Below are 13,452 nucleotides of genomic sequence, written 5' to 3'. Positions count from 1 at the left end.
TGCGGMATGGCGAGCGGTGATGCAGCTCCGATCGGAGCGGAGCGCTTTTGCTGGGGCATTATCGGAACCGGCGTGATCGCGCGGCAGTTTGCGGCCGATCTCGCGTTGCTGCCGGACGCGCGGATCGGCGCGGTCCAGTCCCGTGCGTTGGAGAAGGCGCAAGCCTTTGCGGCCGAGTTCGGCGCTACCGTCGCCTATGGCGATGCCGAGACCCTTCTCGCCGATCCGGCCATCGATGCGCTCTACATCGCGACGCCGAACGCCTTGCATGTCGCACAGGGCCTCCGGGGTATTGCTGCCGGCAAGCCGGTCTTGATCGAAAAGCCGATCGCCCTCACCGCGGCCGATGTTCACAGCGTGATCGAGGCGAGCCGGGCGCATCGCGTCTTCGCGATGGAGGCGATGTGGACGCGCTTCCTGCCGGCCGTGGTGGCGGCGCGCGAGCAGGTGGCGGCGGGGCGGATCGGCAAGGTTCGGCGCATTCGGGCGGATCTCTCCTATGTCCGCGAGGACATCCCCGGCAGCCGCTTCTTCGACCCCGCGCTGGGCGGAGGCTCGGCATTCGACCTTGGAGTCTATCCGGTCTCGCTTGCCTTGCATTGGCTTGGCAGTCCCGAGCGCGTCACAGGTCGGTGGTTGGAGGCGCGCAGTGGCGTCGACCGGCGTTGCGAGATCGTCCTGCACTATCGGGAGGCGTTGGCGGAGCTCTCCTGCGGCTTTGATCGCAATGGAGGAAACCAGTTCGTGATCGAGGGGGCCGCAGGCGCGATCCGTCTGGATACGCCCTTCCTCAAGGCGCAGCGGCTGACCCATTATACCACCGCGGCACTTGGGAGCTCGTGGCGAGGGCCACGGCTCCGGAATGGACCGGCCGGAAAGCTGCTCGACCGCCTGCCGATGCCGGGACGCACCCGAGAGATCTACAGCTTTGCCGGCAATGGACTGCAGTTCCAGGCCCGTGCCGTGATGGATGCCGTTCGGAGCGGCGAGACTGGCTGCGCAATCATGCCGCTCACCGAAAGCGCGGCCGTACTGAATATCATCGAGACGGTCCTGGCGCAGCCGCCAGTCAAAACCTTCTGATCAGAAACGGCTCTGCATCCGATAGGGCTGCGGCAGGTCGCGGGCATTGTTCAACGCGAGCGCAAGCTCGGTGATGTGGAGTGCGAGCGCGCCCGAGAAGACGGGCTTCTGCTTCGCCGCAATCGCGTTTGCCTGGTCGGCGATGCCGCGCGCGAAATCGATTTGCGAGGGGAAAGCCGGCAGCGCGGACCGGCCCGTGGCGGCGGGGTAGGCGAGTTTGCGGCCGGGCTCCGGCTTCCAGGTCAGGAAGCGGCCGAGCCGCGCCTCGACGCGGTTCGCCAGCAGACGGGGGAGGCTGCGCGTTGCATCCGTGCGCTCGAGATGGATTGCGGATCGGTTGTCCCAGAGGTCGCGGACCGTGATCGTTCCCTTGTCTCCGAGAATCTGCAGCGAGCGGTCCTTGGGTGCGGCCAGGCCACAACTCAACCGGGCGACGGGACCGGAGCGAAAGGTGAGGCAGCCGACCGAGAAATCTGGGGCCATGGTGATGGTCTCGGTGCCGGGCCCCTTGTCCGGGAATGTCACCGCGGAGAACGCGGTCAGGGCTTCGACCGCGCCGAAGAGCGACACGAGCCAGGACAGTGCGTAGCCCGCATGCTCCAGCGTGCAGCCGATCTCGAACTCATGCAGGCCAGGCCATGGTGCGCCGGAACGCGACCGCCAGGTCGCCCAATTGCCCCGGAAGACCGGGCCGTCCTCCATGGCGGCATAGATCAGCCGCGGCGTTCCGATGGCCCCCTGCGAGAGCGCATCTCTCACCAGCCGATGAGCATCGCTGAGGCCGTTCGCCGGTGCGGTGGCCAACGTCAATCCAGCGGCATCCGCAAGGGCGACGAGTTCGCTGGCCTGCTCGAGCTGCATGGCCAGCGGCTTTTCACAATAGACATGCTTGCCTGCGGCGAGCGCCTGCCTGGTGATCTCGTAATGGCTTTCGGGCGTCGTCAGGTTGACGATGATGTCGACCTGCGGCTCGGCGAGCACGGCCTCCAGGCTTTCATAAGGCCTCGCGCCGTGAAAGGCGCAGAACGCACGGAGGCGGTCCGGCGAGCGATCATAGACGCCGGCAAGCTGAAGCCCGGGATGGTTGGCCAGCGTGGTCATGTAGTAATCGGCCACGAATCCTGTGCCGATAAGCGCGATCTTCATCACGGTGTCCTGTCTGGCGATCGATGGCGACGGCGGCGCTCAGGCTTCGTTTCTGACGAAGCCGCGGATCTTGGCTGCGTTCCGGCCCAGCGCCGTACTTGCCTGCTGGAGTTCGCCCGCGCCGACCTCACCCTCGCGAACGACCAGCACGATGTCGTCGACCGCATCTGCAAAACGCTCCGTGAAAGCGTCGGAACCCAGCGAGGCACCATCGATGAAGACCGGCCCGAAGCGGCGGGCCGCGCCGAAGAAGTCGTGGCTGATCTGTTCGGCTGTGACGAGTTCCGGATGCCCTTTGCGCGGCACGAAGAACAGGCCGGTGCCCTCGTCCTGCAGCGCCGCACGGATCAGGCTGGCGCTGCCGGAGACGATCTCGTGCACACCTGCCTGCGCGTCCGGCGCGAAGACCGATGTCAGGCTGTTTCCGCCGAGGCCGGCATCGACCAGCATGGCCGGCAACCCCGCTTGCGCGGCATCGAGCGCGAGGTTGAGCGCCAGCGTCGAGGCGCCGGCATTGCGGCGCAATCCGACGACGAGAATCCGCCGACTGGGACTGCCCTGGCTGGCGAGTTCGGTTCGGATGCCGCGGATCGCCCGGGCGAAGGAGGCATTCGGCTTGTCGATGACGTCGACGAGATGAGCCTTGGCCTGAAAGACCGAGCGCACTTCGCCATCCCGCCGCCAGCGTCGATGCCTCACGGCAGGCAGTTTTGCCAGCAAGGCCAAGGGGGGAGCTGCGGGGGCTCGCACGACCTCCGGAGTACGGGCTGGTTGACCGCCTTGAATCGCCATGAAACGCCGCCATCCGGTCCTGGCGGGGGCCGCGACCGCATCAGGGGAAGGCGGCTCCGTGGCCGCAGCGACCACAGGGACGGGATCGGCAGGAGCGGGCGGGGGCGATGCCTGAGCGGCAACAGGCTCGTGGCGATTGCGGAATGGCCAGCGGCGCAGCCCGGCAGGCGGTGCAGGCAGGGAGCCGCCAAACAGCGCCAATCCGAGTGCGGCGATCGCGCCCAGACCGCCCCCGGCGATGCCTCCGAGCATGACGACGGTGCGCCTGCTGACGCCGCTCTTCTCGAGCGCCGGCATGGCCATGCTGATGACGCGCGCATTGGTCGTGTCGATACCGGACAGTTCCCCGGTCTCACGTGCCCGCCGCAGGAAGGCGTCATAGACGGCGCGCGAGGATTCGATCTCGCGTTCGAGCTCGCGCAACTGCACCGAAGCGCGGCCGGCGCTGTATTGCTGCCTGGTCAGCTCCTCGACGCGCCGCGCGATCTGCCTCTCGGCATCGACGGCGCGGTCGTATTCGATCTTGGCGGCGCGCGCGATCCGGGCAAGTTCCTCGTTGATCTGCCGGCGCGCATCGCGCACCTGAGCCTGCGCCGCGGCGAGCGCGGGGTGACGCGAGCCGAGCGAGGCCAGCAGATCGGCTTCCTTGCTGAGCGCCGCGCCCAACTGGGACCGGAGTGCAGTCATGGTGTTCGAGGCGACCGCCTCGGGTATGGCGCCGGCCTCGATGCTCGAGGCGCGCGTCGCAAGCGTCTGGTCGTATTTCGCCTTGGCTTCGCTGACCCTGGTGCGCAAGGCGACGAGCTGGGCATTGTTCAGCGCAAGCTGTTCTTCGCCGATCGACTTGCCGCCTGCACCGACGAGGCTGTTGGCTTCCTTGTATTTCTCTGCCTTCTCCTCGGCGATGCGCAGGCGGTTGCGCAATTCCTCCAGGCGCCCGGTCAGCGCGCCGGTGGCGCGTTGCGCAGCCTCGGCACGGACGGAAGCCTGGTCGTCGAGATAGGCGGTGGCAAGCGCATTGGCGATCCGCGCTGCCTTATCGGGATCGCGCGAGGTCACCGAGATGTCGATGACGAAGGTCCGCTCGCCACGCCGGACCGTGACGTTCTTGTCGAGGGCCGCGAGCGCATAGAGCAATCCATCGCGGGAAGAGGTGCTGTTGCTGCCAGAGAGGAGTCGACCCAGCCCGCTCTTGGCGGCCTCGCCCCCGAATTCCGGATCCTTGTCGAGGCCCTCGCTCTTGACGACGCGCGCCTTGATGCTGTCCGAGGCGATGATGCGCGCCTGGCTTTCGAGATAGGCCGTAAGCGAGGTCGGGTCGCTGCCGACCGCATTGGGCGAGACTTCGTTCTGCAGCACGCGCAGATCGCGCGGATCGATGAAAAGCTGGGCGGTCGAGACGTATTTCGGCGGAATGAACAGGCTTGCCAGGGCGGCAAGGAGGGCGCCCGCCAGCGCTGCCGCGATGATCAGTCCCTTTCGGCTCCACAGCGTCTGAAAGAGCCAGGCCGGGTTGGTCAGGCGCGCCAATGCTGACGGCACAGCTCCGCCGGCCGCCGGCTCCGTGCGGCTGCCGGCCTGTTCGGTTCTGCTGAGCTCGCCATCGGCGGTCTCGGTCGTGAACATGACGCTACGCTTCACTCAAACCTGCCCGGCCCGGGATGATGATGGTCGTCACCCCGGCGGACATCGAACTCACCAACACCGCTCAGCTCGTCCCCAGCCGATAACGGTCAAGTACCTTCATCATCGGCTTCGGCCTGTAGTCCTCATCGAGGGGGAGTGGCCGGGCCTTGGCAGAATCCTTACGCGCGAAGGTCTCTCCGATCCATGAATAGCGGTCGCTGAGGCCCCAGGTGACGATCGCCTTGGGCTGGCGCGCGGGGACCACCGCATTCAGGAAGGTCGAAACGAGGTTTGCCGCGGTGCTGTCGCGCTCCCGCGCTACAGCCGGCAGCTTCCAATCGATCACGTCGAGTTCGGTAATCTCGACATCGACGCCGAGCGTGCCGAGATCCTGCATGAAATGCTGCAAGCCGGGCGTATCGATGGCGCGTTCGCCGTACAGATGGGCCTGCATACCGAGCCCATGGACCGGGATGCCCTTGTCGCGCAGGTCCCGGATGATCGAGAGAGCCGCGGCGCGGCGCCTCACGATGCGCGGATCGGTATCCTCGAAATCATAGTCGTTGATCACCAGCCGCGCCTCTGGATCGATCTGGGCCGCGGTCCGGAAAGCGATCTCGATATGTTCGGGGCCGAGCAGGCGCTGCCAGATCGTGTCGCGATAGGGCTCCTCGAGGGTCGGATCGTGAGCGATCACCTCATTGACCACATCCCAGGTCGGTATGACGCCCTTGTAGCGGTCCACGACGGTCTCGATATGGCTGATTAGCTCGCGCTCGGCTTCCGCCTTCGTGCTCATCTCCTTGGCCCAGGGCGGCAAGGCCATGCCCCAGAGCAAGGCGTGGCCGCGCAGGGCCTGCTTGTTGCCGCGTGCGAAGGCKACCAGCTCGTCGGCTCCGGAGAAGTCGAACCGGGAGCGGTCATGCCGGAGCGCTTCCCATTTGAGGTCGTTCATCGGGACGATGACGTTGCAATAGGTCTTCAAAGCCTCGCGATAGCGCGGGTCGGCGCGGAAGGGCTCGATCTGCGCGGCCGAGCCGAATGGAATGGCGGGTCGGCCGACCTGCGCGAGACCGGCGCTCGGCCACGCCAGGGCGAGGCTGGCAGTTCCGGCCAGGGCGTCGCGCCTGGTGATGCGGCTCATGTTCCGTTCCGATTCAGGCAGCTGCGCGGGGCAGCGCTTCCCGGGCTTCGTTTAGGGTCGCTCAATGCCTTTGCGTTAAGCGAGGTTCGGGCTCAATTTTGGCGTGAGCAGGGCCCGAGCCAGCTCTCGCCGCCGCCGCAATGGACTCCATGTCGCCAGATCGTGCCACCATATCCGCCTACCTTACGATCCTGAGCGGCTCAGCCGGTCGTCTCATTATCTCTCTTGTATATTTCCTCATCGTTGCGAATACGTTGACCCTTGGTGAGTTTGGCCTGTTCGCGACGGCCTCCTCGACAGGACTCATTCTCTCGCGGTTGCTGGCTTTCGGCTTCGTCTCGCCGGTCTATCGCGTCGCCACGGTCAAGCCGCGTCTCCTCGGCGCCTATCTCGCCGGCTTCGGCGGGCTTGCCGTCCTGTCGCTGCCGCTGATCGCTGCAGTTGCCGCCCTGGCCTATGTCGCCTTGTTTAGGGAGCGGCTGGATCTTCTTCCCTTCGCCCTGATCATCGTCGCCGAGGTGCTCGGCTGGCGCCTCGTCGAGGTCGTCGCCATCATCAATAACGGCCTGAGGCGTTTCAGGCAGTCCGCCCTGCTCGTCATCATCGGCTCCTMGCTGCGCACGCTTGCTGCGGTTGCCTTCTATGGTCTGGGCCATGCGAGCCTGGAAACCTGGGTCTGGGCCTATCTCGGCACTACGATCCTGTCCGCGGTGATCGCGCTGACGCTGTTTCTGCCGCCGCTGCGCCTGCGTTTCGTTAGGGCGCTCTATCCCCGCCGCATGGCCGATGCCGTATTCGCGGGCGCGGCCGACATCGTGTTCTACGTCCAATCCGAACTCGACAAGCTGCTGATGCTGGCGCTCGCGGGAGAACGCACCGCGGGGCTCTATGCCATCGCCATGCGCGTCATCGATCTTACCGCGATGCCGGTGCGCAGCTTCAACCAGATGCTGGTCCAGAAGATCATGAAGGATCGCGGCCTCGGCGGCGGCTGGCGACGCAAGATGCTGGTCGAACTCGCGATCGCGTTGGTCTCGATCGGCGGACTGGTCGCCATCGTCATTCTGCTGATGCCGTTTCCCGGCGCGCTCGGCCGCAACGTCTCCGAGGCCGCCTATCTCTTCCTGCCGATGTTCGCGGTGCCTGCCTTCCGCAACCTCGTCGAGTATCACGCCGAGTTGCTCTATGCGCGGGAGCGCACCGGCTCGCGTATCGCGCTGCTCTGCGCCATCACCGCGCTCAAGGCGGCACTGATCGCCTGGGTGATGATTCGCTTCGGCCAGGAAGAGGCCTGGGCCCCCTGGTTTAACGCCGTCTTCGGCGCAGTCTATCTGCTCTCCGTCACGGTCACCTATCGGTTGCTTGGCCGGGCCCGCTGAACCGGGACTATTGTGCTTCGAACAGCGCCTTCAGGCGCTCGACGGGCTGCCCGATGAAGGATTGCACGCCGACCGCGACCTGTCCCGGTTCCAGGATGTCCTCGAAGCTGCGCAACGTCGCCAGCTCGCCGACATCTTCGGGAAACCAGTAAACCTTGCAGAGCTCGTGCTCGTCCGGCCAGTGGCCGGCGGCTTCGAGCCCGAGCACGCGTTCGACGAAATAGCCGTAGATCATGTATTCCGAGAATTGCCGGTGCGTGGCGATCGCTTCGACCCAGCTGCGCCCGGCTATCTCCTCGATGCGCGTCATCATCGCCAGCACGGCGTCCCGTCGCCAGCTGACGAGATTGTTGATGTAGTCGGGACTGGGAAATGCTGGTTCCGGCAGTCCGAGCAGGCGGGCCGCCATCATGCACCAGTCGGTATGCTGGGCCATGGCGCCGGTGATGCCGTCGGGCTTGCGGTAGAGGCGGACCGTCCCGTCCCGGCCGAGGCGCGTGACGTCGAAGGGCCGCAGGAACATCATGTCGGAATCGGCGAAGATCACCACGTCCTCGTGGCTCTTCATCGGAAAGGCGAACTTGCGCAGCTGTTGTGCGTGCCAGCCGCGCAGCGGCGGCAGACCGCGCCGCAGGGCACCGAGGCCCGTCCAGACCCGGCGACGTCCGAGGCTCAGGAGATCGGGCCGGGGTTTCAGCCAGGAGGGCAGAAGCTCCGCCTCCGCGATCACCCGCCGGTGCGGACCTTCCAGCTGCTTGAACAGCGCGACGTCCCGATCCTCGACCAGAAGGTAATGGGCCGTGTGGCCGGTGACGAAACGGTCGATGCTGGCGCAGAGCAGCCGGCAGCGTTCGAAGTCCCCGGCATAGCTCGGCGTCGCAATGGCGTAGCTGAGGCTCATTGCGTCGGACCGCGGGGCTGGAACCTGATGCGCAGCATCCGCAGCAGGAACGCGGGGTTGCCGAGCACATAGCGCCGCCACAGCCGGCGGGGCTCCAGCAGGAGGCGGTAGAGCCATTCCAGCCGCAGACGCCGCAGGACGTCTGGCGCGCGCTCGACCTCGCCTGCCAGAAAATCGAACAGCGCACCGATACCGGCAGCGATCGTCGCGTGCTGGAGCGTGATCTTCTCTGCAATCCAGCGTTCCTGAAGCGGATTTCCGAAGGCCACGAGCAGGAGATCGGGCGGGCTTTCGGCCAGCTGCGCCAGAAGCCCGGCCTCTTCGCTCTGAGCAAAATAGCCGTGGCTCAGCACGGTGAAGCCGTGCCGTGGGTAATCCTGAGTCAGGCGCGCCGCAGCGCGCTCGGCCACACCTGGCTGTCCGCCCAGCAACGTCACGCGGAGCGAACGGTTCTGCGCGGCGAGCAGGGCCGGAATGAAGTCGGTGCCATTGAGATTTGCGGGGAAGGACGCGCCATAGAGAAGCCGGGAGCCGATATCGACGCCGATTCCGTCCGCAAGCACCAGGAAGTCCTTGAGCTGCGCCTGCAGCCTTGCGTCCACGGCGGCCAGGTTGACGAGGTTCGCATTGCAGAAGGCGAGCTTCACGTGGCGGTGACGGGCAAGTGCCGTGTCGAGCACCGCGAGCGCCTGCGCGCGATCGAGCACAGCCACACCAATGCCGCCGATATCGCGGCGGGCATGGTCGGGATGGTCGGCTGGCTGCGTGTGCGATGACATGTCGAAGAATGAAATGGCAGTCACGATCTCGTTCATTTCGAGGCGTTTTCGGTTCCTGTCTTGGCCGCTCACGGCGGTGGATCACGCCAAGCCCGATGGACGGTGAACAGCCCTTGACCCTGACTACCATCAGACCGGCTGCCGAGGAGTTGCGGAACGGGATTGGCGCTGTCTCATAACGGGACGCCGTCATGTCGGTCGTTGCAGCCGGATTCCCTGACCCCTTCGTGTCGCGGCCGAACTCCGCTCTCGGCGTCTCATTCCGGCGCGTGACCGGGCGGCATGGCGCTTGCCGCTCGCAGCCGTGAGAGCAGTTGGAAGGGAGCGTCCTGTTCCGTTCCGGAGCGCTCGCCGCCGGCCGTCAGGCCGTTGTGGCTCCGGAGAGCCTGCCGCGATGATGAGCGTCAACGATCTGAACTATGCGGCGGCGGCTGCCGACGAACGCGCCAATGCCTGGCGGCACTGGATCGGTCTCGTCACGGCGCTGACAGACGCGGTCGTGGTGCTGACGATCGTGTCCCTCGCCTCCGTGGTCTACCACCTCCTGGCCTACGGCCATTTCGGCGATGTCAGGATCACGCGCGAGCTGGCGATGATGATCGCGGCGATCTTCGTCTTCACCAATGTGATGCGCGGTCGCTACCAGCTCAGCCATTATCTCTCTGCGAAGGGGCAGATGGCCTCGGCCTTTACGGTCTGGAACATTACGATGGTGGCCTTCATCGCCGTCGCGTTCCTCGCCAAGATCGTCGATCATTATTCACGCGCCGTCGTGCTCGTGACCTATCTGGCCGGCATTCCGCTGATCACTCTGGCGCGTGCCGGCATTGCCCGCATCATTTCAGTGGCCAGCAAGACCGGCCGCATCACCACGGAGCGGGTGTTCCTGATCGGCCGTGAACCCGACGTGATGTCCTTCGTCTCGCGCCATCAACCCTGGAACATGGGCTTCGCCATCGTCGACGTCGCTTTCCTGCACAGCAACGACGCGCGCCGCATCAATGATCCGATGGCCGCGCTCAAGGCCGATCTGGTCACCGCTGCAGGGCGCTGCCGGCAGATGCGGCCGGACGCGGTCTTCATCGCCTTGCCCTGGTCGGATCAGGAGACGATCGATGCCTGCATCGATGCCTTCATGAACCTGCCGGTCGCGATCCACCTCGCGCCCGAGCGGATCATGGATCGGTTCGACAGTCCCCATATCGTGCGCATCGGCTCGTTCGCCAGCCTGCGGCTGACGCGCCCGGCGCTGTCCACCGCTGCGATCGTCGCGAAGCGCGGCTTTGACATCGTCGCCGCTTCGACCATCCTGCTTCTGGCGTTGCCGGTTCTGCTGATCATTGCGGGGTTGATCAAGCTCGACACGCGCGGACCGGTGTTCTTCCTGCAGCGACGCTACGGCTTCAACCAGCAGCCCTTCCGGATCTTCAAGTTCCGCACGATGACGGCGACCGATGACGGCGACGTCATTCGTCAGGCGACGCGTAACGACCCGCGCATCACGCGCATCGGCCGCTTGCTGCGCCGCTTCAATCTCGATGAGCTGCCGCAACTCATGAATGTCATCGCCGGTCAGATGTCGCTGGTTGGGCCGCGCCCGCATGCGCTCGCCCATGATCACGCGTTCCAACGCAAGATCGCCCTCTATGCCCGGCGTCACAATGTGAAGCCGGGCATCACCGGCTGGGCTCAGGTCAACGGCCTGCGCGGTGAGACCGACACGGACGAGAAAATGGCCAAGCGGGTCGCATTCGATCACTGGTACATCGACAATTGGTCGTTCTGGCTTGATCTCGGCATTCTCCTGCGCACTGTGTTCAGCGCGCGGGCCTATCTCAACGCCCAATAGTCGACGCGCTGATCTGCCCCGATTTGCGCAGACCGGCATGGCACCGAGCGCGCTGGCCTAGCGGAAATCAGGCCGCTACCGTGCAGTCCGACTTCTCAGCCGGGGGCTTGCCATGAACCAAATCGATTTAGACGGTCGCGTCGCCATTGTGACCGGTGGAGCGCAGGGGATTGGCCGTGCGGTTGCCGAGCGCTTCGCGGCGAGTGGCGCCAAGGTCGAGATCTGGGACCTCGATGGCGCGCTCGCAGCAAAGGCGGCGGGCGAGATCGGCAAGGGGGCGACCGGGATCGCCATCGATGTCACCGATGCCGCCGCCGTGAAGCGGGCGGCCGACGCGCTCGAGGCTCGCCTCGGCAGCGTCGATATCCTCGTGACCAGCGCCGGCATCGCGGGCCCCAACCTGAAGACCTGGGAATACCCGCTCGACGAATGGGCGAAGATCATGCGCCTGAATGTCGATGGCACGCTGCATTGCTGCCAGGCGGTGATACCCGGAATGCTGAAGCGCAATTACGGCCGGCTGGTGCTGGTCGCGTCGATCGCCGGCAAGGAAGGCAACCCCAACGCCTCGGCCTATTCCGCCTCGAAGGCGGCGGTGATCGCCTTGACCAAATCGCTCGGCAAGGAACTCGCCGACAAGGATATCGCGGTCAACTGCATCACGCCCGCAGCGGCGCGGACCCGCATCTTCGACCAGATGAGCGAAGAGCATATCGGCTACATGCTGGCCAAGATCCCGCGCGGCCGTTTCCTGCAGCCTGACGAGGTCGCCTCGATGGTCGGTTTCCTGGCTTCCGCCGAGAACAGCTTCACCACAGGCGCGGTGTTCGATCTGTCGGGTGGGCGCGCGACTTACTGATCCCGATCCGCGCCGCGCGGTTCTGCGGGGCGCGGTTTGCCTTTTCGGTCAGAGGCGCTGGCCGACATCGATCCGGTTGCCGTCCGGATCGGCGAAGACGAAGGACCGCAGCCCGTATTCCTGGTCCCGCAGCCCCTTGATGATACGCAGCCCTTCGCGCTGGCAAATCGCGTGCAGGGCCTCGGCATCGCCGACCATCAGATGGGCGACGTTGAATGGCGCGGCGAGATGCGTCTTCTGCAGGGTGAGATGCAGTTCGGCTTCATCGCGCTTCAGGATCATGAAGCCGACGGGGACACCGTTCTCGAAGGTTTTTCGGAAGCCGAGCACCCGTGTGTAGAAGTCGTGGGCCTTGTCCATGTCGCGTACTGGCAACATGGCGGCAATCCGTCCGAAGCGGATTCCGTGGTCGATTGGGTCGGTCATGGCAACGTCTCGCGATGGGGAGCCGCTTCACCCGGTACCGGCGGTGCGGCGCGGACGAGTGCTTTCCAGGGGGTGAAGAGAGACGGTGCTCCGGCTGGATGATTAGCAGGCGGATGGGCTGTCGCGCCAGTCATGGAAATTCGACCTGGGGACGCCTCTGGCTGCTTCCCCCGCAGGGCCGATGCGCTATGGTTTCGCCATGACCGCCTCACTTCCCTCCGCCGCCGTCCTTGGTGCCCGTGCCTTTGCCGCACTCGATGGACTGAACCGCTTCACCGACGAGCCGGGCAAGATCACCCGTCTCTACCTCTCCCCTTCGCATCGGCAGGCTGCCGAGTGGACGAAGGGCGCGATGGAAGTGGCGGGGCTCGACGCCTTCATCGATGCCGCCGGATCGGTCCAGGGCCGTCGCGAGGGCGCAAAGCCTGGTCTTCCCGCCGTGCTGATCGGCTCGCATATCGATACGGTGAAGGATGGCGGCCGGTTTGACGGCAATCTCGGCGTCGTCGCCGGTATCCTTGCAGCGCAGGCGCTTCGCGATGCCGGCATCGTCCTGCCCTTCGCACTGGAGGTGGTCGGTTTCGGGGACGAGGAGACGGTGCGTTTTCCGACCTCCCTTTCGACCTCGTCGGCTTTGATCGGGCACTATGATACGGCTTGGCTCGACTCCCGGGATGCGGATGGCGTGGTGCTGCGTGATGCGCTCGTCGCCTTCGGCGGGGACCCATCGGGAATTGCTGCGCTGAAGCGCAAGCCCGGCTCCGTAAAGGCTTATCTCGAAGTCCATATCGAGCAGGGTCCGGTGCTGGAGAGCGAGAACGAAGCCGTCGGCATCGTCACGGCCATCAACGCCCAGAAGCGGGCCCGGGTCCGCGTCACCGGCGAGGCCGGCCATGCCGGGACGGTTCCGATGAAGCTGCGCAAGGATGCACTTGCGGCTGCCGCGGAGATGGCGCTGGCGCTCGAGGATATTGCGGCTGCGCATGAGCAGGCGGTCGGCACGGTAGGGGTGTTCAGGCCTGATCCGGGCGCCACCAATGTCGTGCCCGGCGCGGTCGACTTCACCGTCGATTTCCGCTCGCCGCGCAACGAGACGCTGGCGAGCATGGACAAGGCCATTGCCGAGCGCTTCGCCGCGATCGCGGCTCGGCGCGGTGTCGGGTTGGAGATCACGCCCTATTCGCAGGAAGATGCGACGCCGATGGCGGAGCGGCTGCAGGAGGCCTTTGCGACGGGCATCGCCCGTACGGGCTCGAACCTCAGTGCTCGCCGTCTCCCGTCCGGCGCCGGCCATGACGCCATGGCGATGGCACGGCTCTGTCCCTCAGCCATGCTCTTCGTCCGCTGCGAGAGGGGCATCAGCCATTCCCCGCTGGAGAACATKACCGAACTCGACGCCGGCATCGCGATCCGGGTGCTGCTCGAGACCGTCCTGGAGCTGGCGCGGCAGGAGGGGTAACCCCTCGTC

11 protein-coding genes are annotated in these 13,452 nt (G+C 65.7%); 5 read left to right on the top strand and 6 right to left on the bottom strand.

Annotation, left to right across the window (positions count from 1 at the left end; translation table 11 throughout):
- Positions 1–6: 6 nt before the first annotated feature.
- Positions 7–1,083, top strand: a complete 1,077-nt coding sequence (locus AC1DIO_RS07645; RefSeq protein ID WP_476775086.1) for a Gfo/Idh/MocA family protein — start codon at positions 7–9, stop codon at positions 1,081–1,083.
- Here the strand turns inward: AC1DIO_RS07645 and AC1DIO_RS07640 are convergent, their stop codons facing one another.
- From AC1DIO_RS07640 to AC1DIO_RS07630, 3 genes are all read right to left on the bottom strand, one after another.
- Positions 1,084–2,229 carry a Gfo/Idh/MocA family protein gene (locus AC1DIO_RS07640; RefSeq protein ID WP_441505015.1) on the bottom strand — a complete coding sequence of 382 codons (1,146 nt, stop codon included), beginning with the start codon at positions 2,227–2,229 and terminating at the stop codon, positions 1,084–1,086. It abuts the gene before it with no gap.
- Between the two features lie 39 nt (positions 2,230–2,268).
- Entirely contained in the window at positions 2,269–4,662 is a 2,394-nt protein-coding gene (locus tag AC1DIO_RS07635) for a Wzz/FepE/Etk N-terminal domain-containing protein (RefSeq protein ID WP_476767483.1), read from the bottom strand.
- A 67-nt stretch (positions 4,663–4,729) separates the two neighbouring features.
- The gene (locus tag AC1DIO_RS07630; RefSeq protein ID WP_441505013.1) at positions 4,730–5,791 is read right to left on the bottom strand and encodes an endo-1,4-beta-xylanase; all 1,062 of its coding nucleotides are present in this window, start codon (positions 5,789–5,791) and stop codon (positions 4,730–4,732) included.
- A 254-nt stretch (positions 5,792–6,045) separates the two neighbouring features.
- Between AC1DIO_RS07630 and AC1DIO_RS07625 the strand changes: the two genes are divergently transcribed.
- A complete protein-coding gene (locus AC1DIO_RS07625; protein WP_476853289.1) occupies positions 6,046–7,170 on the top strand; it encodes a lipopolysaccharide biosynthesis protein in 1,125 nt (374 codons plus the stop codon).
- Between the two features lie 7 nt (positions 7,171–7,177).
- Here AC1DIO_RS07625 and AC1DIO_RS07620 read toward each other — a convergent pair whose 3' ends face one another.
- Both AC1DIO_RS07620 and AC1DIO_RS07615 read right to left on the bottom strand, forming a co-directional pair.
- Positions 7,178–8,071 (bottom strand): DUF6492 family protein, encoded by an 894-nt coding sequence (locus AC1DIO_RS07620; protein WP_441505011.1) that lies wholly within the window; start codon positions 8,069–8,071, stop codon positions 7,178–7,180.
- The gene (locus AC1DIO_RS07615; protein ID WP_476767485.1) at positions 8,068–8,874 is read right to left on the bottom strand and encodes a WecB/TagA/CpsF family glycosyltransferase; all 807 of its coding nucleotides are present in this window, start codon (positions 8,872–8,874) and stop codon (positions 8,068–8,070) included. The genes AC1DIO_RS07620 and AC1DIO_RS07615 overlap by 4 nt, the downstream gene beginning before the upstream one ends.
- Before the next feature lie 370 nt (positions 8,875–9,244).
- Between AC1DIO_RS07615 and AC1DIO_RS07610 the strand changes: the two genes are divergently transcribed.
- Both AC1DIO_RS07610 and AC1DIO_RS07605 read left to right on the top strand, forming a co-directional pair.
- Positions 9,245–10,699 (top strand): undecaprenyl-phosphate glucose phosphotransferase, encoded by a 1,455-nt coding sequence (locus tag AC1DIO_RS07610; protein ID WP_441505009.1) that lies wholly within the window; start codon positions 9,245–9,247, stop codon positions 10,697–10,699.
- 112 nt (positions 10,700–10,811) lie between these two features.
- Positions 10,812–11,558: an SDR family NAD(P)-dependent oxidoreductase gene (locus AC1DIO_RS07605; protein WP_069878438.1), complete on the top strand. Its 747-nt coding sequence runs from the start codon at positions 10,812–10,814 to the stop codon at positions 11,556–11,558.
- 48 nt (positions 11,559–11,606) lie between these two features.
- On the opposite strand, the gene AC1DIO_RS07600 is transcribed toward AC1DIO_RS07605, so the two are convergent.
- Positions 11,607–11,984 carry a glyoxalase superfamily protein gene (locus tag AC1DIO_RS07600; protein WP_441505008.1) on the bottom strand — a complete coding sequence of 126 codons (378 nt, stop codon included), beginning with the start codon at positions 11,982–11,984 and terminating at the stop codon, positions 11,607–11,609.
- A 199-nt stretch (positions 11,985–12,183) separates the two neighbouring features.
- Between AC1DIO_RS07600 and AC1DIO_RS07595 the strand changes: the two genes are divergently transcribed.
- Positions 12,184–13,443 carry an allantoate amidohydrolase gene (locus AC1DIO_RS07595; protein WP_476853288.1) on the top strand — a complete coding sequence of 420 codons (1,260 nt, stop codon included), beginning with the start codon at positions 12,184–12,186 and terminating at the stop codon, positions 13,441–13,443.
- Positions 13,444–13,452 lie beyond the last annotated feature (9 nt).

It is taken from the genome of Allobosea sp. 05T439 (assembly GCF_056396005.1).
This window is presented reverse-complemented; position numbering and strand designations above follow the sequence as displayed.